The following is a 21,671-nucleotide window of genomic DNA, read 5'->3' as shown; positions in this document are numbered from 1 at the left end:
TTGACGGCCATTCTGTTCTTGCTGCCCGCCGGTGCCGTCAGTTGCTGGCATCGGGGTTGACCTTGGCGTAGGTCGCGATGGCATCTGCCGCCAGGGCGATTCCCAGATCAAATGTGTTGGGCTCAAGCCGGGCGACGATCTGTTCTGGCAAGGCCTCCACCACAAGCAAGCCCTGACTGCGTGCGATTAGGCCCAATCCCATAGACAGGATCAAGTTGATCCCTGCTCCGGCGACAAGGGTGATCAGTGATCGTGACAACAGCCTGGCCTGCCCGATCAGAATCGCGAACACCGCCACCCGCAGCGGCAGGATCCACGGCGCCACAACCATGGCACCAATGATCACAGCATTGTTGTCGGCGACCAAACCCAGGCTGGCGCCAACCGTCAGAACGATGAAGGACTCGTTCAGTCGTGCTTCGCCGTCGTAACTGCGGCGCAGTTCTTCGAGACGATCTTTGTCTTCGAGAAGCGATTGTTGATCAACAACCACGGCTGGCGTTGGTTTAGCTGCGTCGCCCCACAATTACTGGAGGTGTGCTGGCGTTGCTGCCCGGAAGGGCCGGTACCACCTCCGTTTGCCCATCCCATTTGTCGAGGAAAAGCTTGTAGAGCACCTGATCGTCGAGGCTGCGGTTGAGGGTGTCGTAGCGCAGGGCTTCCTGCTCAGCGATCTTCACTTCGGTCTGGGCGCGTAGCAGTTGCTGTTCTGCGATCTGTTTCTGTTCAATGGCAGCGCGATATTCCTCGGCGATCTGCAGGCCTGTGAGGTCGAGACCGCGCACTTCCACGTAATCAAATTTGTCGAGCTCTTCGGCGACCGTGCGCTCCACCAGGGCGGAGATGTCGTTCCATTCGGTGGCAATGGTGACGAGCTCGTATTGGGAGAAGACCGATTTCAGGGCTTTCAGCAATGACGGCTGAATGATGCGGGGGTAGATCTCGCGATCGTTGCCGGCGATCGTTCTGTAGATCCGTCCGGCTTCGTTGGGGCGAACGGCATATTTCACGGTTGCGGTGGCTTCGATCACCTGGAGGTCTTTGGTGAGGGTGGCAAATTCCTCCGGTTTGACCTGGGTGCGCACATCAAAGGGATACACCGATTGAATGAACGGCACCTTGAGATTGAGGCCCGGGAGTCTCGATCCTCCGCTCACCTTGCCCAAGGTGGTGACCACGGCAACCTTGCCGGCCGGAACGATGAACAGAGCCTGCCCCAACAACAGCAGCGCGCTGAGAACGACGGCAACCACCACGGCGAGGCTATTGGCGGGATCGTTGATCCGTCGTGGGGTTTGCATGATGGGTCGAGATCCTGACTCGATGATGTCGGGTTTGCTCGTAGGCCGTTGGCTTAATGCCCGGTTCTCCGCCAAACCGACATCATCAGGACCCGAAGGATGCCTAGTTCAACCAAAGCGATTTAAAGGCTTTTGGGTATGAATCGCGCATGCTCATCGAGGTCTCGCGGATGAAGGTGATGCACGCCTTGGATCCGTCGAATACTTTCGCTTTGATCATCATCTGCATGGCTTGCTGAAGCGTTTTTCCTTGTCCCAGGCTGGTGTCGATAATTTTCACCGCTTCGGCCGGTTCACAAGGACCCAGCTCAAGAGCGCCTGCTGAAGACGGGAGCACGCTCAGAGCAATCGCGAGCAGCAGCAATCCGTTCAGGGCACGCATCTGGTCGAGATCTTGTGTTGCTGCACAGAGCCTATGGCGTGGATCTCAGTCTTGCCTGAAAAAGTTGTTGGTTGGATTTCACTGGCCTGGGTCATCAGACCTGAAGCAGTTTCTCCAGTTCACTGAGATGAGTCAGATCCGTGAACAAAGTTGTGCAGATGTGGCTTGCCTCTTCTGCATGGACATGCTCCTTGGCCATGTGAGCTCTGCAGACAGAGCTGACTTGTCATGGAAAAAGGCATAAAAAAACCTCCGTTAAACGGAGGAATAAGCCAAGTAATCCCCATCACCCGGCTTTTCAATAAGTGTAGTGCTTCTCGTCAAGTTTGTGCAGCTGATCCACCAGATGTGGTGGATTGAATTTCACAAAATACCGTTTGGCGGCAGCTTATCCACAGGAAGGTGGAAAACTTTGGCAGCCTGTGTTGTCGCCATTTCTTCAAAAGGCCTGCAATCACTGGTTCGTTCGGGTAGGCTGTGGATATCCCCATCACCCGGCCGCCCATATGAGGCGGCTTTTTTGTGCCTGGGCTGCCAGTGTGGTCCCGTATTCCACAAGCCCTATGACGGTGAACCGGGAGCAGGCCAGGGATGCGCTGGCGACACTTCTCGAGGTTTTCGCGGGGCCGAACTACTCGGGCGCATTGCGTGATGGTGATCTCACCACCCGCCTTGAGCGATGCACGGGCTGGGTGAAGGCTGAAGCCTCTGAGGCGGCATCTCTGATCGAATCATGCGTCCCCCATGGCAAGCCGATGCTTGCTCAGGCTCAGCAACGCCTGGCTGTTCTGGAATCGTTGAAGACGTTGCAGGCGGTTGCCGTCAGCCATTTCGGCCCCCTCGACGATCCCAGCTGAGGCGCGTCAGTCGCGACGCAGCCACGGCGAAGCATTGCTGAACCAGTCGCCGAGATCATCTTCTGGATGTTCAGGGTCGTCTGGATGACGTCGCCCCAGGTCGAGATCGGCCATCAAGCCGTCGAGGCCTTGTTGTGTGCCTTCCCGTTGAAAACGTTGCGCTCTGCTCACCCACGTGCTCACGCTGCGATCGCGTTCGGCAAATTTTTGAAGGTAGACGCGTTCCTGGAGTGACACGAACTCACCCTGCGCCAGGCGGCTGCAAATGTTTTGCAGTTTCAAGCGTGTCGATGTGGTCAGCATGATCGGTTCACCTTTGTCAGGTGATAGGGAGTTCCGACCTGGCCGTCAGTGGCCCAAGGCACCATTTGTTGCACGGGTGCATGGGCTGGTTTTCATATCCTGACGGGATGACTCATGAGGAAACCCAGAGCCTGACGCCGATTGCATCGGACTCGCCTTGGCTGGAGCGCTGTGGCACCTTGTTGCGTCCGCAGAGTGATCCTGCCTTGTTCGGTTCAGCGGACGCAGATCTGTATTTCGCTGCAGACGGTCAACCGCGCTTTTACGTGATGCGGATTCGCCGACGGCCTCCTGTGCTCAAGTCGATGACGCGGCACCATCGCGTGAGTCAGTGTCTGGGGTCTGCCGATGCCCAGCCCTGGTGGCTGGCCATGGCCCCTTCCACGGATTCCGGTTGTCCGCCCCCCGCTTCCTCGATCGCTCTGATCAAGTTTCAGGCCGGAGAAGCCTTCAAGCTGCATCCGGGAACGTGGCATGCAGGCCCTTTTGTTCAGGAGCAATCAGCGCTCTTTTTCAACCTTGAATTGAGAACGACCAACGAAGACGACCACAATTCGCTCGCATTGGCGCAGCTTTTGCGGTTGAACTTGATTTAATTGCCTCTGGCTGTAACGGGATGAACAGCGCAACTCAGCTTGGGTGCCCTATATTTATTGTGTAGCAACTGCTACAAACGTTCACTTCGCTACATAGCGAAGCGCAGTTCGACTCAGGGCATGGAACGGGGCCTGAGCTTTCTACGAGGAACACCATGAATGCTCTTCAGCTTCTGAAGGAGCGTGAGCTGCGCGTGCAGCTCCGCAACAGCTCCAAAAAGGCCCTGGCTCGCGGATCTGAATCCGGCGACTACACCTCTGCACATCTCTCTCCCGTCAAGCTGGCGAAAGAGAAGGTTGCTCCAACTCAGTTGAAATACCGAGGAGTGACCTACGAGGCCATGCGTGCCAATTGGCTCTGATCCCTGTTTCATTCAAGGGATGAAGCCCCACTTCGGTGGGGCTTTTTGTTTGGATGGACTTATCGTGCGTGCAAGTCGATAGTGGCCTTTGATGTTGCGACCACCGGGTCAATGTCGTATCTGGATGTAAGGGATCAACTGCCATCGATCGACCCAGAAAATCTTTCGCCGCAGGACGTTCTGACCATTCTCCTGCATCTGTTCCAGCAGCAGCCCGGATTCGTTGACCGTGGCCATGAGGTCAACAATAAAGAGACAGCTTGGGTGAATGGCTTTCTCTTTCGTCTTCAAAATGACGCCTCAGCTGAGCGTCTTTCCATTGAGGAAGTTGGTTCCAGTGTTGACAAAATCTCGGCTTTGCGCTGATTACAACAGCTGATCAAGCGATCCCAACGAGTTTCTGTTGATCCTGCACAGAACGTGCGTGCTCCTCGAGCCTTTGTTCAGTTCGAGTCAGGCGCATGTTTGCTGTTCAAGAGCTAACAGTTGATGGTTGGTCCAATCGTGCCGAACACGCTTCCAAAGACAATGCCTTCTGGCATGCCCGTGCCCGTAGTGATGCTGATGGGCACACGTATCGCCTGATCAGCGAGGAAAAGCACGTTGTCTGCCTGCTCACCAGTCGTGGTTCTGAGTGCTGGGACCTCGACTGATCTGCTGCTCTGCTCCCCCTGTTCAGGCATGATCGGTGAATGACCGACGACACGCAGCAAACCCATCCGCTTTACGCCATTGATCGCGACCAGATCGATGCTGTGTTGGGTTATGAAGGCGAACCAGGCCCGCAGCAGTTGACAACGATTGCGGCGTTATTTTCGCGATATGCGGATTTTCCTGGCGCTGAAGATATTCGTGATGATCTGCAGAAATGTCTCACGCTATGGGGACTTTCGCGCGATGAGTTGAATCTTAAGACGCGTGAAATCTGGGAGAGTGGCTGGCGGCCTGGGCAGGATCCTGTGGCTGAAGGTGTTGGTTCTGGGGCCGATGTGGAGGATGCAGACGCTTGATGCTTACCGGAATGGCTCTTCCCTTAACTATTTAAACGTGAGTCCCAGATGAGATCGGGTGGCTCCTGTTTCATGGGCGATCAGCCAAAGAGGAAGGCCGCCCTTCCCGGTGGAAAGACGGCCTAACTCGCTCGTTTGTGCATCGTTCAACCCATCACTTCAGCTAGGGAAAGAAAGGGTCGAAGCGTCTGGCTCGAGGCGCCCTGGGGCCATGGGCTCGAGGTGTTGGGTCGTTTTCTCCGAGGGCACCTGAAACGGTGCAAGTGGAGCGTCGATTGGCGTGGCGGACCATTGCGTGCCCACCAAAGGACCAACCCAGGTCATTGTTGAGACTGTTGGAGCAGGGGCCAGAAAGTCAGTCTGCTTCTTCGGTCTGCTGGGGTGGAGTGTCGTCCGTCATGGGCTCCTCCGATCTCGATGCCCATAGTTTTGTGCCTTCCGGGCACAAAGTCATCAGCATTAAGGCGCATTGCCTTGAGGGCCTGAACGATCGATTGTTGGGATGGCGTGCCTTTCAGTTGGTTTCAAGCCTCGGGCTGGTTGTCGACGCCCCTTGATGCCCGCTCTTCCGCTGTGAGGTATTCCTCGATGAGGGGGGAGTGTTCACCCCGCTGAACGGCAGCGATCTCCCGTTCAATGTTCTGAATGAACAGCTCGTTCCCGTTCCGCTTGGCCACCGCAAGCACACGTTCGAGGCGCTCGAGTTCCGCCTGCTGCTCGTTATTCATGCCATGGAACGTCAGTGATTCCCCACGCTGGCAGTGTTGGATCAAGAACGCCGAACAAGCTGGCCTGACGTGTTGCTGAGCTCGATTGGTTGTGCTCTGAGGCTGAGGTCAAAACCCGCTTATGCAGCCTCTGATTCCTCCTCCTCATACAAAGCCTTGAGCTGATCGAGCTCAACCATCAGATATTGGATTTCAAGCCAGTCCGTCGAGAGGTCAATGGCGGTTTCCAGGCGGTCAATCTGACGCTTGAGAAGCTCCGGCATTCCGCCATCTGGCTGCATGGCTCCCATCTAACCGCGCATAACGCTGGATGCAAGACGATTGCTGACGACGATTGAGGGAAGGGCTTGCAGCGATCTATCCCGCCGTGTTTGCCCTCACAGACAAGCTGTTTGGCCTGTGGGAATGTTCGTTGGCTTTAACACCTTCCATGACCTTTTTGATGCACTGGTCGTTCAAGACCGGCTACCACGAAATTGCTGCTAAGAAGTTCCTGGCAACGGGTGCGCCTTTCCCCGAGTGCAAGTCCTGGAAGCGTTGGCACGCACCGGGCTCCGTTGAGGGCTGGATTCTCGTGGAGGCAGACAACGCCGATGCCTGTTACGAGCATGCCGCTGAGTGGGCCGAGTGCCTCGACTGGGAGGTCACCCCGGTGCTGTCAGATGAGCAAGCTGGCCCCCTGATTGCCAAGGCCTACAGCTGATCGTCTGATGGGAGCGATGCCCCTCAACACTCCGGGGGGGCATAACCGGTTTGAACCATTCCGAGACGTATTCGTTGGAGTGGCTTCGTCGTACACGCCCCCATTGGGGACCCCGACCGGCCTGACCATCTCCCATTCCGGGAGATGGTTTAGCCCCCGCAAGGCCAGTCCAGGAATGAGTTTCTCGGAACACTTGTTCCGACATGTGCTCCAAGATGTACTCCGAACCCCAAAAAGGGTGCGTCACTCGATCGTCAACACACAGCAGCATCTCGAAGCAGTTCGAGCAACTCAAGTGCTAGTTGATGGCATCAACCCAGTAAAAACTGGGTTGATCCAACTCGCCTGACTATCGAAGCTCCCTGACCATGCCCTCTAAGAAGAGATTCCAGAAGGATTCAGAAGCGGAACACTTCGGAGCTGCCGGTGATTTCGGTGTCGGCACCCGTGTTGATGCCATTGAGGTAGGCATCAAAGTTTGTGGTGCCGTCGGGAGCAAAATTTTCGCACAGCCCAATGGGGTTATCTCACGAAATCTGCATAGGAATCATCGGCTTGGACGAGCGGAGCAGAGAGATACTGCAAAAAATTTGGGAAGGGCGGGTATGAATGCAGGCTATTATCTCTTCAAGTCAAACCGATCAATCACATAGAATGGAACATGCAAACAGACAAAAAATCCACCTATCAAGCGAAACGTACTTCACCAACTCACATGGGAAGTATTTTTATGTATACGAGAAAGGACGCGATACTGTTTGCGATTGGATCATCAACAATAAATGCATTTACGAAGATCATTTGCTAATGATGATTTCCCCAATTCTAAGGGAATGCTCATACATGGTTGACATAGGATGCCACGTAGGGACATATACTTACGCAAAGATGCTTACAGGCAACTACGGCAATACGCTGAGCATTGATGCAAGCAAAGAGAACATAGAAGTTGCCAGAATGAATATTTCTAATCACAAGAATTTTAATTCAATTCATGGGTTTTTGGTTGAAAAAAATGCTGGAGACGCTCACACACTTATATCCAAAGAATACAGAGGTGATCACGATAAGCTCCGCGATTGCATTACAACCAATCCCGAAAATACATTCAAGATCCCCAACGTAAAAACAAGCTCTATTTATGACTGGATCGAGGAAGAGAAACAAAACATAGAGCCAGAAACCAAGCCAGGATTTATCAAAATGGATATTGATGGTTCTGAAAAAACTACAGCCGCTGAACTATGCGCCCTATTAATTCAGGCAAGAGCGCCTTTCATAATGCAAATCGAGACCTGCAATCCTGTAATCATTGAAGAACTATCTAGTCTAGGCATGCAGATCCTTGCCTTGCTGCCAGGAGACAATTTTCTCGTTTGCTGCCCAAAAACTCTATCGCAAAGGCAATCTCTTTTCTGCCTGCATCAAACCTTTGGACTGATTACAAGCCATCTCAACAAGAAGGCAAATGACGATGCCTGGCTCAGGCGAACCGCAACCCAGCGGAATGACAAACCAATTAAGATATCGACGCCGTATGGCGAACACAATTGCGAATCAAGCATTGTCAAAGGTCATTGGATTAAAGATTTGTCGAAATACGATATTCCAATGTTTTGCTACGGATGATTTGAGCTTTTACGCTTCAATTCAAGATGTATGTGCAAATTTCTCGATATGCGGAACTTCTTCAATTAATAGGAACTTGGTTAGCCATGCCCAAAAGAGTATCTGATAAGTCTTCGCGATCGCGCCAAGTAGCTCTTGGCGCCTGCCAGTGTTGCGCTCGATCAGCGTAAGCGCCTTCGATTTCCATTTCTGTGATGTGAGTTGTACCCAGTGCCGGTCATGTGATCGAGCTGGCGAATGCAGGCCACCATCGTAGACCTCACGGCCAGGAACGAGCTGATCAACTTCAAGGTCACCAAGACCTCAACGATCCTTCCTGACCCCAAAGGGCTCTCCAAGCTCCTAATCGGATCAACTCTTTAATGACTCACTTAGTCTGCAGATGAGGAATGATGTCGTCCCAGTAGCTCCACACGTGGTTATTCATTACTGCGATCAAACCATCGCCTCTTGCTGTTTTTGAGTGTAAACTGACCTTTCGCCAAATCTTATGGCTCGCTTGAGTAAATACTTGTAATCACCTTTGATGTCATAAATAGATGTGAATCTCGGCAGATCTAGCTTTTTTGTACATTGGTCTGGATCCCCGTCGTAATCCAAGTAATTGCTAAATCCTCTTCTGTTAAACCAGCAGTAGTATGATCCACTCCAGCATGAATTTGATCTAACAAGCTGCTCTTCTCCAAGGTCAATATGCCAATAGCAGACTCCATCCTTAAGCATATTTGGATTGACTCTGAATATATTTATTCCATTGACCAGGCATCCAGCAGCTATAAGCTTCCCGTTTATATAAAAATAGTGACCTTCGGATACGTAAAGGGTTTTGGCTGGGATATTATCTTCTAGTGAACTTCGAAGAAAAGCAATTGGAGAATTTCGTCTATTTGATTTTAATTGCCTTTGACTGAAATGCTTTCTTCCTATCCAAAGAATTTCTCTAATCCCTGAATGCGTTATAACCTTGTCTCCTTGCCTAAGATTCTGAACTAATTGCTCGGCACCATTTGCAAGAAGAATGCAAGAACCGGAAGCAAAGCAGGGCGCTCCTGATGATTGATTCGTCGCATTATTTGTCGTATTGATTGAGAAAGTCACTGAGTTGTTGCTATCGCTGCCATCGGCATTTTTGTTGCCAAAGGAATTCGAAAAGACACCTGTGGCAACAGAAATCACACCATCGGTGGTGCTGTTGTCGGTTGGGGTAAAAGTGGCGGTGTAAGAGCTGGAGGAAATGGCGTTCCAGTTGGAGAGGGCGCCACCAGAGACAGAAACATCAGATTCGATGAAATCAGTAGAAGAACCAGAAAGGGTGAAGGTGAGTGTTGATGTATCGCCAGCGCTTAAGGAGTCGTCGACATCATCATCGGTGATGGAGATGGTGGGTCGACCGAGATAAAGCAGCCGATTGGCCGAGCCCGTGCCTGCATCCGTAATGACATCGGTGGTTGCATGAGAAATCAGGGCATTGGAAACCTGAGCTGGTGTGGAGCCAGGATTGTTGGATAAATACAAAGCGGCTGCGCCAGCAACGTGCGCCGCTGCTTGGGAGGTGCCGTTGAGTGTGTTGTATTGATTGTCGCCGTTAAACCAGGCGCTTAGCGCTCCTTGACCTGGGGCAAAGATGTCAATGTCTGAGCCATAGTTTGAAAAACTAGAACGGCTATCTGATTCATTGGTGGATCCAACTGCGATAGCAGATGGTGCTAGTGCGGCTAAGGAATTCGCAGTGTCTTGATTATCATTACCAGCCGCTAGTACGACAGTGATTCCTGCCGATGTCAGTGAAGTGACGGCATCAGCAACGCTTTTGGAAGGCGAAGCACTCTTGGATGCCAGGAGCACCACAGCATCTCCGCTGCTGTGGTTGGTGCGAACCCAGTTCAAGCCATCGATGACATCGGAGGTAAAGCCAGATCCGTAGCAATTAAGAACACGTACAGCAGAGATATTGGCTAAAGGTGCAACACCACTTGTTCCGGCTGCAATTCCCGCGATGTGGGTTCCATGTCCATCACAATCATTTGGATTGCTGTCATCATCGACAAAGTCGTAGCCTGCAACGACGCGGCCGGCAAACTCTTGGTGGGTTGTTCGAATACCACTATCGACGACATAAATGGTTACGCCGGCACCCCCACCATCGTGGCTAAGTGCGCTGTTGTCGAGTGGAAGGGTTCTTTGATCCAGGCGATCTAAATTCCAAACCGGTCCTACGGGGAGGGAATTGCGCGCTGCTGGAGTCGGCGTTGGGGTTGGAGTTGGGGCCGGACTCGGACTTCCGGAGTCAGCAACGGAGTAACTCCAGACCCCTGTTGAACCTCCGGTTTTTCCTGAGAGAAGTTCACTAGCTGAAGGATCGCCATTCTGATCAGGAATACGAACAGTATTGTTACTATCTAAAGGGTCAGAAAAACCGACTTCAAACACACTATTTGTTGTTGATCCGGCATTAGTAAGATCGACATAGCGGAACTCAACGGTTGCACCATCTGATTCTTCAATGATGAGCGCCTGAAATTCTTGGCGAGCAGAATTGTTGCCATATTCGGCGACGCCTACCCACTCGGCCCAGAACACATTTTTTGTTGAACCATCGGAGATGGTGCCGGTACCAAACTCGACGGTGCCATTAGCCGCTGGATTAAGATCCGTATATAGCGGCAGGATGTAGGGTCTGCTAGCTGTTCGTAGATCGAAGTTTATATGTTCTGTAAAATCTCCCTTGCCATCATCAAGAACCATACCTCCATTGGTATTGACATAGATATTTGTGTATTGTGTTCCGAACCAATCGAGTGTAAAACCAAGACTCAGACTCGCCGACGATCCATCATCAGTTGAGCTTAAGTTATAGGTTCTGGGGTAATTAATCGTCCTGAATGTTGCTGATTGCTTTTGGAATATATGGTTATCTTCAATATAGTTAACCTTGGAGGATAGAATGAGTTTCTTGATTGCTGAATTCGTTAAATATGCCGTAAATCCATTAACAATGCCGCGTAATTTATTGTGTAAAATTCCACCTAAATTATTGACCTCTGAGATGATTGAATCAATGCTTTCTTCATCGTTGACAACAACAATGACGCCGCGGACTATTTCGGAACCTTTATGAATCTGTGCCCTCTCGCTGGCATTCGGGTTGTTGACAAGAAAGTCTGCCACGGTAAGAGGAGGAAAAGAGGCTTGCCTGCAGGAGCTCTTCCTATTGATTGGTTGTCAAGTCAATTTAGGAGTCATCATGATGTGTTTCAACCGTTAATCCGCGAAGATCGTTAATTGCGGATAAATTGCTTAAGGTGTGTGTTTTGAGGCAGGTTATAACTATGTCTGTAAATGGCTTGCTTATTTCTCTTATAAGCCTGATGCATTTAACTAGAGGTTATCTACATGTTGCTCATTTTAAAAATGACAACTTGTACCCTTCTTTTGTGATGAGTTAGAGGACCAGCGCGCCTTAACTAATTGGAGTTTGTATTGGAACCATTAGTGGTTTTATGATCCGTCGACGTTACGGCTACGCAGTACTCCAAAGAACCAAGACTGCTGGGGCAGTGGAAGTCTCATCTTTTCAGAGTGTTTCTGGGCTTGCAGCAGCACGAGTAGTTCTGATTCTTGATGTTGAAGAGCGAATGAAAACCTTTCCGAGATCTTATTTTTCTCTCGCTCAACGTTTATATCCGTGTGTCTGATTATTCACTTATGTGGTCTAAATACTCCTGTAGTGCCTCTGTCACCCGTTCCATAACGTCTTTCCAATTTCCCTCCTGTTTCTGCCGGAATAGGCGCATTGTGGGATACCAAAAGGAGGTATTGCCTTCTAATCCCCAGCGCCATTCGGGGACTTTTTTTAGTAGCAGCCATGTTGTTTTCCCCATTCCGCCTGCGAGATGGGCCAATGAAGTATCGTTTGTAATAATCAGATCACAGTTTGCAATGTGTGCTGCTGTCTCCAGGAAATCAAAGGTTTTGGAGATCTGATCTTGACAGTTAACAAAGTGCTCTCTGAAGCTGCAGAATTCGAGCTGCTCACTCCCAGATCCCTTTTGCAGCGAGAGAAGTCTGGAATTTGTTTTGTTGGCGATCGGAGCGAAAGTCTCGAGTGGTAAAGAGCGTCCTCTTGAAGTGTATGTTTCATGTGAGGGTTCTCCCTGCCAATGGATGCCGATGATGGGTTTCCTTTCAACAGCAAGAATGTTGGACCACTTCTTTTGGAGATCTGATTTTGCTTTAATGTAGGGTCCAGTAGTCACTGGGTTGTCAGGTTTAATCCCTAGAAGCCGGAGAACTGATGGGAGGGCTATCCAATAGCCCCCAGAAACTTGATTTGCCTGTTCCGGTGTCAGTGGTGAGGAATGAATGCTCGATTCTCGTATCAGACTGTGCAGTTCTGATTGAGCACAAAGTGAAACTTTTGCTCCTCTATTTCTCAATATCTTGATGTAGCGCATGAAATGAAGTGTGTCTCCGAGGCCGCCTTCGCTGATTACTACTAATTGGATATCATTTGGAATTATCTTTTGCTTCCATTGCTGGCATTTTGGTCTTGCGTGGAGACATCTTGCATCTGATTTGCATTGCAACCTGTATTCATATCTTTCGAGTCCTGCATCGTAGTTGCCTAAAAGAAGTTCTACCATTGAGAGGTTCTTATGGACATCTGGGGATTCGGGGTTCAGCTGTATAACGGTCTTGTAGGAATTAATCGCCTTTTCTAGCTCACCGTGATCCTGGAGAGCGCAACCCAAATTATAATGTGCATCTGCGTTCTTGTGATCAATTTTGAGAGCAGTATTGTAGGATTTGATTGCTGCTTCTTTATCTCCTTGACTATGAAGGAGATAGCCAAGATTTTGATGAGCACTTGCGTTATGCCGGTTGAGTTTAAGTGCATTTTTGAAGCTCGTTATTGCTTTCTCTAGATCACCCAGCTGTTGGTACGTATTGCCAAGATTGTTGTAAGCCTCTGCAAAATTTGGCTTGAGCCTTATAGCGTTGTTGTATGAGTTAATTGCTTCTTTTAGGTTGCCTTGAGCATGTAGTGTGCAGCCAAGATTATAGTGGGCATCTGGAAAGTTTGGCCTGAGTTTAAGTGCATCTTGGTATGATGTTGTTGCTTCTCTAAGTTTGCCCTGCTGATGCAGAGCAAGGCCAATGTTGTAGTGAGCTTCTGGATAGCTTGGCTCAAGAAGCAGGGCCTTCTTGAGAAGTCTTACGAGTTCTGTGTATCTTCCTTCCATTAAGCAGATTGCTGCCAGGTTTCCATAGACGATGTGATTGTTTGTGCCATTGGCAATCATATCTTTGTAAATCTCTTCTGCTTCTTGATATTTCTTTTGAACGATTAGAGTCGCGGCCTGTTGCTCTTTAGTAATGTGATCTGGATGGCAATTCACACTCTGTTGATTGCTGCTTGAGAGCTTGATGTTGCTCTGCTTGGGCTTATCCACTTTTAGGTTAAATTAAATCATTTTGACATATTTAATCCTTCCGGTCATCCCAATTGGTGTTTATCGATACAACGCGCCTTCAGGTGGCCCGTACGGCTGGAACCAACAAGTACCTTTAAGTCATCTTACGGCTAAATCTACTGCTCTTGAAAGAGTCAATCCAAAAATATCAAGCACCACAAATCCGTTTAGAAGTCGTACCATTTTTGCAATAGAAGTTTTACATGAATCCTGAGAGTAGTCAAAGCAAACCTCTGCGGCGAAGAAAAAATATTCAAGAGCCCCTGGCCCGTCGGTTACTGCAATTGCAGGCGACAAATTTTTACTAGATCGTCCATGGTTTATTCTCCAATACCACCACGAAAAGCAAATCAAGATTATTGGAATGAAGAGCAAAAGCTCAATAATTAAAAGAACGGGGCTTTTGATAGGAGCAATTAGAAGTAGATTAATAATAACAAGTTCAACGATCCAGCAGGAGGTAAGAAAAATTGCAAGCATATCAATCAATCTTCGTGATTTATTCCCCAACAATCTTAGGGCAATCAAGATAAATGTATACACAAAAAATGCAGCCCCTATTGGCTGCATATGATTTGTGAGTGCATCTAGAAATGAATGAGATATTTCAAGAAAATTTCTAATTGCGCCTTCTTCGACTGCTTCCAGGTCTAAATTTCTGTCAAATTGCTCGGTAAAAATAAAAGTAACAAGCAACACATAAATTTCTCCAGGACTTTTTACCCGATCAATTAATGACATTGTTTCGCCAACTAGTTTTGAACATATAAACAAAAATGCTCGGGGTGTCCAGGCTTCTGGCCAGTACGCACCACAGGCAGGGCGTTGTCATGGTTTGGCGCGCCAATAACTCACTTTCAGGCTTTGGTGTGCCGTGGCGCTCACTCCCTGCCAAGGATGAGCCCAATTTAGGTGACCCACTGCCATTCAGGCAGTCGTGCAAACAACCCAAACACCTTTCAGAGACTGACGTTGATATGGCCTTGAGGGGTTGGTGTGGCCCAATCCGTGGCCCAGAGCGGAGTTGGCCATGATCGACCCCACCGTTTTGAAATGGCTTGAGCCCACCAGTCGCCAGCATTGCCTCTTACCCGTTGGTTGGGGTCAATCAAGGAAGGCTCCGATGCTTTCAGGGTGGACGACTCACCCTGGATTCAGCGTCTCAGAGGTTTCCAGCCACCTCGGGGTGGTTGCTTGCGGTGTCCGCTGCGATCAGCTGTGGTGCGTCGACTTTGACGGCGCATCAGCAATCGAGCGTTCTCGGCAGTTGGGCCTCCACCCAGAAGGCGTTTCAACCTGGCGCGTGCAGCGAGATACAGATCTCTCACGGTTCAAGCTGCTTTTCGCTCCTAGCCCGGCGCAGGTTGACCAGGCGATTGATCAAGGGCTGACCGCCGGACATTTCCATTTCAACGAGAGCACCGGAGCGGGCGAGCAGCTCGAGCAGTTTTTCTCTCCTGGACGGCAGGTGATCGTGCTGGGAAAACACTGGTCGTCAGGCGGCCACTACTACTGGCCTGATAGCAGCGGCCCTGAGGCGTTGTCAGTTCCACCCAATTTCTGGTGGGACACCGTTCTTCAGCTGGCCATCGACAACCACCAAACGTCAGTTCCAAAGCACCGCACCGTGAGCACCGGGCGCAGTGATTGGCATCGGCTAGACGATTGCCCGGTATGCCATCGCAATTCGAATGTCATCTGCGCGCTGCACCGCGACGGCAGAACTTTGCGCTGCTTTCACGGCCAAACATTCGCGCCGCCGCTGGAACTGAAAAAGGGTCAGCTCGCCCCCGGCACCCAGTGGGCTTTTTCAAAAACTCAGCAGGTGCATTTCGGGACCTTCTCGGTCTTCGCCCTGCACCAACCCAACAACCATCAACGACTCCGGGAGTGGCTGCGGAATGGCTGAACAGATCGTCAAAGTCAGCCTGCTGCCTGAAGGCTGGAACACCTTTATCGACAGGGATGGCAAGGAACAGCGCATCAGGCTGGCGCTCGAGGTTGGGGACCTTTCGGTCTTGCTGAAGAAAGCCCTCAAAAAGCGATGGCGCTTCAACCTGCTCACCAAAAAGATCGAGCTGGATGGTGTCGCCGTTCCGGTTGCCGAGATCGACCAGTTGTATGTCGCGCTCTCGGAGCGTGGATACAAGATCGATCAGAGCAAGGCCAAGGACGCTGCCAAAACAGGGGCCATGGCCAACGCGTTCCATCCGGTCACGGATTATCTGAACAAGGTGGCGAGCAATCGCGGCATCGCAGCCGTCGACCTCAACAGCGTGGCCAGCACCTACTGGAACACCACCGACCCGCTGTGCGACGCGATGGTGAAAGCCACGCTGATCGGCGCTGTCCGCTGCATCTTTGAACCGGGCTGCTCACGCCGCAACGTCCTGGTTTTCCAAGGCGGGCAGGACATTGGGAAGAGCCAGGGAATCATCGTTCTCGCCAGCCCTGCGTGGCACTCCGACACCCATCAGGAGAACCACAAGGACTTCCTGATGGCGATCCACGGTTGCTGGATTTTTGAACTCGCTGAACTCGACAGCATCGTTTCCAAGAAGCAGGCCGGAACGCTCAAGAACGACATCTCCTCCCCGAAGGACTACATCCGCGTTCCGTACGGCAGCTCCCATGACTAGTTCCCCAGACAGAGCGTCTTCATGGGCACAAGCAACCGCACTGATTTCCTGCGCGACGAAACGGGCTCATCTCGGTTCTGGGTGGTCCAGCTTCCGCACGATGCGGACGCTGGGTTCGTCATTGATCTGAAAAGGCTCCTGAAGGACCGAGACGCAATTTGGAAGGCCGCCGTTGAGGCGTACCGGCGAGGCGAATCGGACAGGCTGACCTTCGAGGAGCAGGCCGAATCCAACCGGCGCAATCTCAACTTCGAGGTGGATCACCCCTGGGAGGACACCATTGCCGAATGGTTGGAAAAAGCTCCCGACCCTTGGGAGCGCCCAGACCCTTTCACCAGCGAGGAGTGCTTCTACCTCTCTGGCTGCGCTGGCAATCCGATCGAATGGCGACACAGTCGTGCCGACGACTTCTTCAAGCCGTTGGATCAAAAAGTCGCTGTCGAGGTGGGCAAGATCCTGCGCCGCTTGGGGTACGAGAAGGACAAACACCAGAGCCAAGGCCCAAGCGGGAAGAAACGGCGGTGGCGACCCTCAGGTGCCTAACGTCGGCGGACCACACCTGAGGCGGGCCAAACCCCAGCAAGCGACAGCGATGCGGGCGAAGCGTCTCAGGTCTCAACTCCTTTTCATCAAAAAGATCTCAACCAAGGGGAGCCCGTGGCTGCCGCCGCAACTGTTGGGAAAACACCTGAGAGATCTGAGAGGCGCCGCCACCGCATCCCGCAGCTCGAGTTCCCCGATGCGCCGTTTTTCGGCCGACCGTCTCCCAATACAGGAGATGGTTTCGCCCCCACAAAGTCAGATCGCCAAAGAATTTCGCGGAGCAGCTAATCAGGCACATGCTCCAACCTGCACTCCAAACCCCCGAGACAGTGGCTGGCGCAGGCTGTGAACTGACCTGACTTCGTGTTCGCTCGGGAGGCTCCCAAGAGCTGTCAAAACCGCATAAGGCTCAGAGGTAAAGCTTGTGGAGCTGGTTGATTCATTTGGCACAACAGAAGCAGAAGAGGACCTCTAGGGTTGTTAAGCTTCTTAACAATGCTATGGACAGCAAGTTCGGCTTCTCGTCTTTCGCTGAAACCTGGAATGGCCGCCTGGCAATGATGGGGTTCATCATTGGCCTTGGCACTGAGCTACTCACCGGTCAAGGGATCCTTTCTCAGATCGGGATGGGGTGATGCCCAAAGAGGAAATTGATGTTTGGGTACCCGAGACACGTCTTGGGTACCTCAAGCTCTTTTACTTCGGGATGCTTGTGGCAGCTATTTGCGTCGGTGGGAACACAGCACTTGGCTCCCTTTGGCCAACCATGGCTGTTGGACAATGATCCGAGAGCTGACACATGCTTTCTGTTGGAGGTATCGACTAGTCCTCAAAAGACATCACAACAATGCCGCTGCTCATTTGAAACAGCTCTTGGCAACATCTAAAGCACGAACATCCGACCTACATTTCATACTTTGTTCGGAAGTTTCAGTCGCATGGGCCTTCCATCCAATGGTTTCTCCAATAACCATTGGGCGCTGAGTGTCAGCGTTACTATCCCGCGCAGACACAGCAAGCAACGGCCTGGCTCCTCTTATGAAGGGGAGGAGTCAGATCAGCGTTTCAGTTGCCACAACATTGCGCCGACTCATTTGGTCGCTGCTGTCGCCTCATTGGAACTGCACTGAACGCCTGGCCTCCGCGATGGTGTCTTGGGAAGTTCAGTCGCATGGGCCTTCCCTCCAATGGTTATGCAATGCCATTGGGCGCTGATCAGAAGCTGGCTCCTTACTTCCTCTGAGGGGTCAGTTCAGCGTTAAAAAGCCTTCAAGACCGCTTATCGCCTGTGTCAACTCCAAAAGAACTTCAACGCGTTGAGCTTCTGAACTACACCAAAGCCAACGGAGACGAGCTGGTTGGGCTCGCCGTAGAACTAGCTGAAGACCCCAGTGGCGGCGTACAGGTAAGGGTTCTTATGGATTCAAATGTCGTTAGCGGGGTAACAGTGGTCCCCCTGCAACAAGGCGGCTGCTGCGACTAATCAGCAGCAATCACAACTAGAGCAACATTTGTCATCACCGGCATGACCATCAGCACATGACTGGGAGCAATAAATTTTTCCTTCTTTCTCGACGGCTTTTTGAGGGGAAACAACGCAGCCGCAGGGCTCACACGCGCATTGCTGATTTGCGATTGGCATGGATTCCTCGATCAACTCCCCTCTTATTAGGTCGAACAAACAATCAGTGCATCCAGTTGAACTTCACCTGACAGGCGGTGGGCAGCGCCTCCAGCCCGTCTTCTGCATCGTCTGCCAAGCCTCAACGGCGTTGTGCCGCAACATTCGTCGCCGAGTTATCGGCTCTGGTGGGCGGGTCTGCACCTAGCTGTAGGTCCTGATTGCAGCCCCCTCTATCGGCGAGGCTGACTTCTAACAGCCGTTACCGAATCAAAGATGCGGGACCACGGAACCGCGAGAAGAACGATGTTCTTCTCGAGCGATGCGGTATCCGTTTAAACACGTTCTTCGGTATACAAACCTTTGTCTCAAAAGATACAAATTTCTTCAGATTTTTGAAAAGCGCAGAAAGCTACCCCTGACAATCGCTCGTGCCAAGGGTTGCTTTGACTGCCAGCCAACAGGTCGCTCTCCCGTGCTGCCGAGACGGTGATAGGTACGCCATCCGGATACCAAATATGGGGGAAGTTCGGGAGCCTTGCAGCGATTTTTCAATTCCCTCAAAAACCATTGAGCGACGTTCTTTTTGTATTGCCTACTACTGCGAGCGAACACTCGGCACATCACTCCTAGAACGCCTAGATCGCGTTGCCTGGGTTCGACTGATACAGAGGGGAATCACCGAAAGGCAGTGTCGTGCTGAAGATCCTTGTCGGAGTCGGACTGGGGTTCCTGCTCTTCACCAACCCAGAGGCAAGACAGATCACTGCAGACCTACTAAGAGCAACTGCCAGTGCGATTGCTACTGAGCAAGACGACATAACCTTTCAGGACAGGGTGAAGGATGCCGTGGTGGAGAAAGTCATGGAGGAGCAATGAGAGCACTACTCCTCCTGCTGCTCACAACGCAGCCAGTAGCTGCAGTTCCACTTCCATTGGTCTGCGAACTGACCAGTGAAGAGGTCCCTTCAATCAAGGTGCTACTGACTGACAGAACTGCTCTCTCCCTCAAGGGTGAGTTGCTCCAGGGAAGCAGGCCACTGGGAACCTTCCAGACAGGTCAATCCAACGGATACGGGAGTGTCTGGTGGTCCTTCCATGACCAGCACGACAAGAGTGATGGGACTTCAGTGCTCTTCAAGGACGATCAGCACTGGAATCCTCACCGACGTATTCCAAGACCCTCTGAGACAAACAGGGTGTTGTTCGTGGGGTTTGCTTCTGACCTCTGGTATTGGAAGAATCCCGAAGCACCTGGTGTCTTCAGGGGGAACAGAGATTTCCTGAAGGCAGCAGCAGGGTTCTGGTCCATCTCTCCGCAATGCCTCGGTGGACGGATTTTGCGTGGTTGAAACCACTCCCAACCAGTTCGGTATCGCATGGGTACTCAATTCAGAATTTCTTCCGTGAATCTTCGGGAAGCATTGGCACAACAAGGATCTCAGCATCCCTAATTTGCGAAAAATGCACCTCAGACCTCATGTGCCCACCTGACATTTCCTGTCTCAAGTGGGGCGATGACGGCGACCTATCTCCTAACGACACTCTGAACCTGGTGGAGAAATTGACCAGAGCAAAACAAGAGTCCAAAGAGGCAGGCGGAGCAACCCTCAACTCCAGTTCTCTTTCAAAAGAGGTTCCTTCTTAAGGGTCGTAAGTGCTGGACACCTCAAGGACATGGCAAGCGGGCAGTTCCGAATACAAGAACTGAACCCTTTCTTGGAATGGCACCTCCACACGACAGCAGCGACATTGGAAGTCGCTGCGGCAGAAGCAAAGAGGATCGCCAGGATGATCGGCAGGAAAACCAGGGTGCTCAGCGAGAGCGGATCAGTCCTGTTTGAGGTGGATCCAATGGAGATTCGTCGAACGGATTAATCGCCAGCTGCTGCATGGGTAGCACCTGAAGAAGAAGTGCACGCTCTGGGCGCCAACGTGGCAGTAGGGGATGGGCTGGCCTTGATGCTGCCTTTGGTGCCGCCAACGCCAAGCTCACCGCATCGCTGACCAAGCGTCAGCAGCAGGCGCAGCAAAAACAGCAGTGATAACGACTCATTCGGTCGCTGCCATCGCGTCATTTGGAACGTCAGTGCACCTATCTCCGCTGCGATGGTGTCTGCGGAAGTTCTGCCGTTAGGGCTTCCATCCAATGGTTTTTTCGTTTTAACCATTGGTCGCTGTCCAAAAAAGCTGACTCCCTTTCTTTCCGGTCGGGGAGTCAGTTCAGCGTTTTGACTGGCTTCGACGACTCATTTGTCTACCGCCATCGACTCATCTGTGTCGGGCTGAACCCCTGACAGGGGTGATTGTGGTTTCGGAGTCCCCAAGAGCTCCATCCCATGGTTTCTCCAATAACCATTGGGCGCTGAGTGTCAGCGTTGCCATCCCTCGCCGACACAGCAGGCAACGGCCTGGCTCCTCTTATGAAGGGGAGGAGTCAGATCAGTGTTGTATTAACAGTTGCAGGCAACGAGTGCACTACATTCATGAGACTCATTAAGTCGCTGCAAACGCTTCATATTGTCAGCACTTAATCCATAGGCAGAGCAAGAATGACACTGGAGCGTCCACAACCTCCAGCCAATGGTTTAACTACAGCCATTGGGCGCTGAGTTCCGCTGACTTCTCCGCCTATGAGCATCGACGGGGGAGTTAGTTCAGCGTTAATCAACTTCCCAGGAATTTTTATAGGTGTTGGATTCAAAAGCACTTCAACGTCTTGTGATATTGAATTACAAGAATGCCGATAATGAAGAGCTAGTTGGCCTAGCTCTGGAATTAGTAGAGGAATCGAACGGCGGGATTCAAGTAAGAGTACTTAGGGATTCAAATGTAGTTAGCTGTGTATCGGTGGTACCCTTAAAAGAATGCAAAGTGGATGATTTGCAGGGGTGTGACTGCTGCGAATAATTAGCAGCAATTACAACTAGAGCAACATTGCTATTAACCGGCATGACCATCAGCACATGGCTGAGAGCAGTAAATCTTGCCTTCTTTCTCGATGGCTTTTTCCGGATTAACGCTGCAGCCACACGGTTCACATGCGCATGGGTGGTTGGTGGTTTGCATGGCGTTGACAAAGTATTCCCACCTTTATAGATCAAAAATCAATCAACGCATCCCTCAAGCATATTCATAGCATCGTATTTTTTCAATCAAGGAAGAGCCAAAGTATTCAGAAAGTTCATATCTCTACGCTGTCATCACGATGCTCAAAGTCTACCCAATGAATACAATCAACAGGGCAGGTATCAATCGCCTCCTGGATTCGATCTATTGAATCGCCATCTTGTCGTACAGCACGGCAGCGACCTGTTTCTGGGACCATAACAAAAGTATTAGACGCCACATGTGCACAGTAACGACAACCAATGCAATCAGACTCATCAACCCAAACTGCTTTTTCACGCAATGCTCCACCCAAAAATGGCTCTAGCCCAGTGCGTAGACCATTGCAATTAACTGATTTAGTCGAGAAAGCTGATTCAACTGATTTTTCCGAAATGAACATAATTCTGTTTAA

General features: G+C 51.2%; 23 protein-coding genes and 2 pseudogenes. 12 read left to right on the top strand and 13 right to left on the bottom strand.

The features are described from left to right. Nucleotides 1–37 precede the first annotated feature (37 nt). The 3 genes from DXY33_RS06650 to DXY33_RS06640 form a co-directional block, all read right to left on the bottom strand. A complete protein-coding gene (locus DXY33_RS06650; protein ID WP_244275904.1) occupies nucleotides 38–493 on the bottom strand; it encodes a DUF389 domain-containing protein in 456 nt (151 codons plus the stop codon). A 13-nt stretch (nucleotides 494–506) separates the two neighbouring features. Further along, the gene (locus DXY33_RS06645; protein WP_115081715.1) at nucleotides 507–1,301 is read right to left on the bottom strand and encodes a prohibitin family protein; all 795 of its coding nucleotides are present in this window, start codon (nucleotides 1,299–1,301) and stop codon (nucleotides 507–509) included. Nucleotides 1,302–1,404: 103 nt separating this feature from the next. Next, nucleotides 1,405–1,683: a hypothetical protein gene (locus DXY33_RS06640; protein ID WP_115132223.1), complete on the bottom strand. Its 279-nt coding sequence runs from the start codon at nucleotides 1,681–1,683 to the stop codon at nucleotides 1,405–1,407. Nucleotides 1,684–2,246: 563 nt separating this feature from the next. On the opposite strand from DXY33_RS06640, the gene DXY33_RS06635 reads away from it, so the two are divergent. Beyond that, nucleotides 2,247–2,540 (top strand): hypothetical protein, encoded by a 294-nt coding sequence (locus DXY33_RS06635; protein ID WP_115081636.1) that lies wholly within the window; start codon nucleotides 2,247–2,249, stop codon nucleotides 2,538–2,540. Nucleotides 2,541–2,546: 6 nt separating this feature from the next. Here the strand turns inward: DXY33_RS06635 and DXY33_RS06630 are convergent, their stop codons facing one another. Beyond that, nucleotides 2,547–2,843, bottom strand: coding sequence for a hypothetical protein (locus tag DXY33_RS06630; protein WP_115010336.1), 297 nt, complete (start codon nucleotides 2,841–2,843; stop codon nucleotides 2,547–2,549). 107 nt (nucleotides 2,844–2,950) lie between these two features. Between DXY33_RS06630 and DXY33_RS06625 the strand changes: the two genes are divergently transcribed. The 5 genes from DXY33_RS06625 to DXY33_RS06605 all read left to right on the top strand — a co-directional run bounded on the left by DXY33_RS06625 (nucleotide 2,951) and on the right by DXY33_RS06605 (nucleotide 4,811). Continuing rightward, nucleotides 2,951–3,439, top strand: coding sequence for a hypothetical protein (locus DXY33_RS06625; RefSeq protein ID WP_244275902.1), 489 nt, complete (start codon nucleotides 2,951–2,953; stop codon nucleotides 3,437–3,439). A gap of 155 nt (nucleotides 3,440–3,594) precedes the next feature. Beyond that, nucleotides 3,595–3,801 carry a hypothetical protein gene (locus DXY33_RS06620; RefSeq protein ID WP_115132221.1) on the top strand — a complete coding sequence of 69 codons (207 nt, stop codon included), beginning with the start codon at nucleotides 3,595–3,597 and terminating at the stop codon, nucleotides 3,799–3,801. Between the two features lie 81 nt (nucleotides 3,802–3,882). Then, nucleotides 3,883–4,167 (top strand): hypothetical protein, encoded by a 285-nt coding sequence (locus DXY33_RS06615; RefSeq protein WP_115010338.1) that lies wholly within the window; start codon nucleotides 3,883–3,885, stop codon nucleotides 4,165–4,167. 95 nt (nucleotides 4,168–4,262) lie between these two features. Next, on the top strand, nucleotides 4,263–4,454 hold the full coding sequence (locus DXY33_RS06610; protein ID WP_115132220.1) for a hypothetical protein: 192 nt from the start codon (nucleotides 4,263–4,265) through the stop codon (nucleotides 4,452–4,454). A gap of 39 nt (nucleotides 4,455–4,493) precedes the next feature. Beyond that, nucleotides 4,494–4,811 carry a DUF3288 family protein gene (locus tag DXY33_RS06605; protein WP_115132219.1) on the top strand — a complete coding sequence of 106 codons (318 nt, stop codon included), beginning with the start codon at nucleotides 4,494–4,496 and terminating at the stop codon, nucleotides 4,809–4,811. Between the two features lie 524 nt (nucleotides 4,812–5,335). Here DXY33_RS06605 and DXY33_RS06595 read toward each other — a convergent pair. Further along, a complete protein-coding gene (locus tag DXY33_RS06595) occupies nucleotides 5,336–5,539 on the bottom strand; it encodes a hypothetical protein (protein ID WP_115132272.1) in 204 nt (67 codons plus the stop codon). A gap of 119 nt (nucleotides 5,540–5,658) precedes the next feature. Further along, nucleotides 5,659–5,802: a hypothetical protein gene (locus DXY33_RS12290; RefSeq protein WP_170950969.1), complete on the bottom strand. Its 144-nt coding sequence runs from the start codon at nucleotides 5,800–5,802 to the stop codon at nucleotides 5,659–5,661. Nucleotides 5,803–5,969: 167 nt separating this feature from the next. Here DXY33_RS12290 and DXY33_RS06590 point away from each other — a divergent pair, with 167 nt between their 5' ends. Then, on the top strand, nucleotides 5,970–6,242 hold the full coding sequence (locus tag DXY33_RS06590; RefSeq protein WP_114988194.1) for a DUF3303 domain-containing protein: 273 nt from the start codon (nucleotides 5,970–5,972) through the stop codon (nucleotides 6,240–6,242). 888 nt (nucleotides 6,243–7,130) lie between these two features. Beyond that, on the top strand, nucleotides 7,131–7,871 hold the full coding sequence (locus tag DXY33_RS06585; protein ID WP_136975435.1) for a hypothetical protein: 741 nt from the start codon (nucleotides 7,131–7,133) through the stop codon (nucleotides 7,869–7,871). Between the two features lie 435 nt (nucleotides 7,872–8,306). Here the strand turns inward: DXY33_RS06585 and DXY33_RS06580 are convergent, their stop codons facing one another. The 3 genes from DXY33_RS06580 to DXY33_RS06570 form a co-directional block, all read right to left on the bottom strand. After that, entirely contained in the window at nucleotides 8,307–11,039 is a 2,733-nt protein-coding gene (locus DXY33_RS06580; RefSeq protein WP_136975434.1) for a S8 family serine peptidase, read from the bottom strand. Between the two features lie 527 nt (nucleotides 11,040–11,566). Then, the gene (locus DXY33_RS06575) at nucleotides 11,567–13,324 is read right to left on the bottom strand and encodes a tetratricopeptide repeat protein (RefSeq protein WP_115132216.1); all 1,758 of its coding nucleotides are present in this window, start codon (nucleotides 13,322–13,324) and stop codon (nucleotides 11,567–11,569) included. A gap of 120 nt (nucleotides 13,325–13,444) precedes the next feature. Further along, a complete protein-coding gene (locus tag DXY33_RS06570) occupies nucleotides 13,445–14,086 on the bottom strand; it encodes a hypothetical protein (protein WP_115132215.1) in 642 nt (213 codons plus the stop codon). Between the two features lie 562 nt (nucleotides 14,087–14,648). Between DXY33_RS06570 and DXY33_RS06565 the strand changes: the two genes are divergently transcribed. From DXY33_RS06565 to DXY33_RS12670, 3 genes and pseudogenes are all read left to right on the top strand, one after another. Next, on the top strand, nucleotides 14,649–15,254 hold the full coding sequence (locus DXY33_RS06565; protein WP_136975433.1) for a hypothetical protein: 606 nt from the start codon (nucleotides 14,649–14,651) through the stop codon (nucleotides 15,252–15,254). Next, nucleotides 15,247–16,527 (top strand): annotated as a pseudogene (locus DXY33_RS12675) (VapE domain-containing protein). Before DXY33_RS06565 ends, DXY33_RS12675 begins: the two are co-directional and overlap by 8 nt. A gap of 500 nt (nucleotides 16,528–17,027) precedes the next feature. Further along, a complete protein-coding gene (locus DXY33_RS12670) occupies nucleotides 17,028–17,162 on the top strand; it encodes a high light inducible protein (RefSeq protein WP_114987765.1) in 135 nt (44 codons plus the stop codon). A gap of 848 nt (nucleotides 17,163–18,010) precedes the next feature. On the opposite strand, the gene DXY33_RS06540 is transcribed toward DXY33_RS12670, so the two are convergent. Next, nucleotides 18,011–18,169: a metallothionein gene (locus DXY33_RS06540; protein ID WP_115132271.1), complete on the bottom strand. Its 159-nt coding sequence runs from the start codon at nucleotides 18,167–18,169 to the stop codon at nucleotides 18,011–18,013. A gap of 63 nt (nucleotides 18,170–18,232) precedes the next feature. Further along, the gene (locus DXY33_RS06535) at nucleotides 18,233–18,352 is read right to left on the bottom strand and encodes a DUF1651 domain-containing protein (RefSeq protein ID WP_115132211.1); all 120 of its coding nucleotides are present in this window, start codon (nucleotides 18,350–18,352) and stop codon (nucleotides 18,233–18,235) included. Between the two features lie 492 nt (nucleotides 18,353–18,844). Here DXY33_RS06535 and DXY33_RS06530 point away from each other — a divergent pair, with 492 nt between their 5' ends. Then, nucleotides 18,845–19,027, top strand: coding sequence for a hypothetical protein (locus tag DXY33_RS06530; RefSeq protein ID WP_115132210.1), 183 nt, complete (start codon nucleotides 18,845–18,847; stop codon nucleotides 19,025–19,027). A gap of 2,064 nt (nucleotides 19,028–21,091) precedes the next feature. Here DXY33_RS06530 and DXY33_RS06520 read toward each other — a convergent pair. Together DXY33_RS06520 and DXY33_RS06515 are read right to left on the bottom strand one after the other, a co-directional pair. Next, nucleotides 21,092–21,217, bottom strand: a complete 126-nt coding sequence (locus tag DXY33_RS06520; protein WP_115132208.1) for a metallothionein — start codon at nucleotides 21,215–21,217, stop codon at nucleotides 21,092–21,094. Nucleotides 21,218–21,359: 142 nt separating this feature from the next. Next, nucleotides 21,360–21,659, bottom strand: a pseudogene (locus tag DXY33_RS06515) (ferredoxin); the annotation flags it as partial. Nucleotides 21,660–21,671 lie beyond the last annotated feature (12 nt).

The sequence above is a fragment of the Synechococcus sp. N26 genome, assembly GCF_900473975.1.
GTDB lineage: Bacteria > Cyanobacteriota > Cyanobacteriia > PCC-6307 > Cyanobiaceae > Parasynechococcus.
This window is presented reverse-complemented; position numbering and strand designations above follow the sequence as displayed.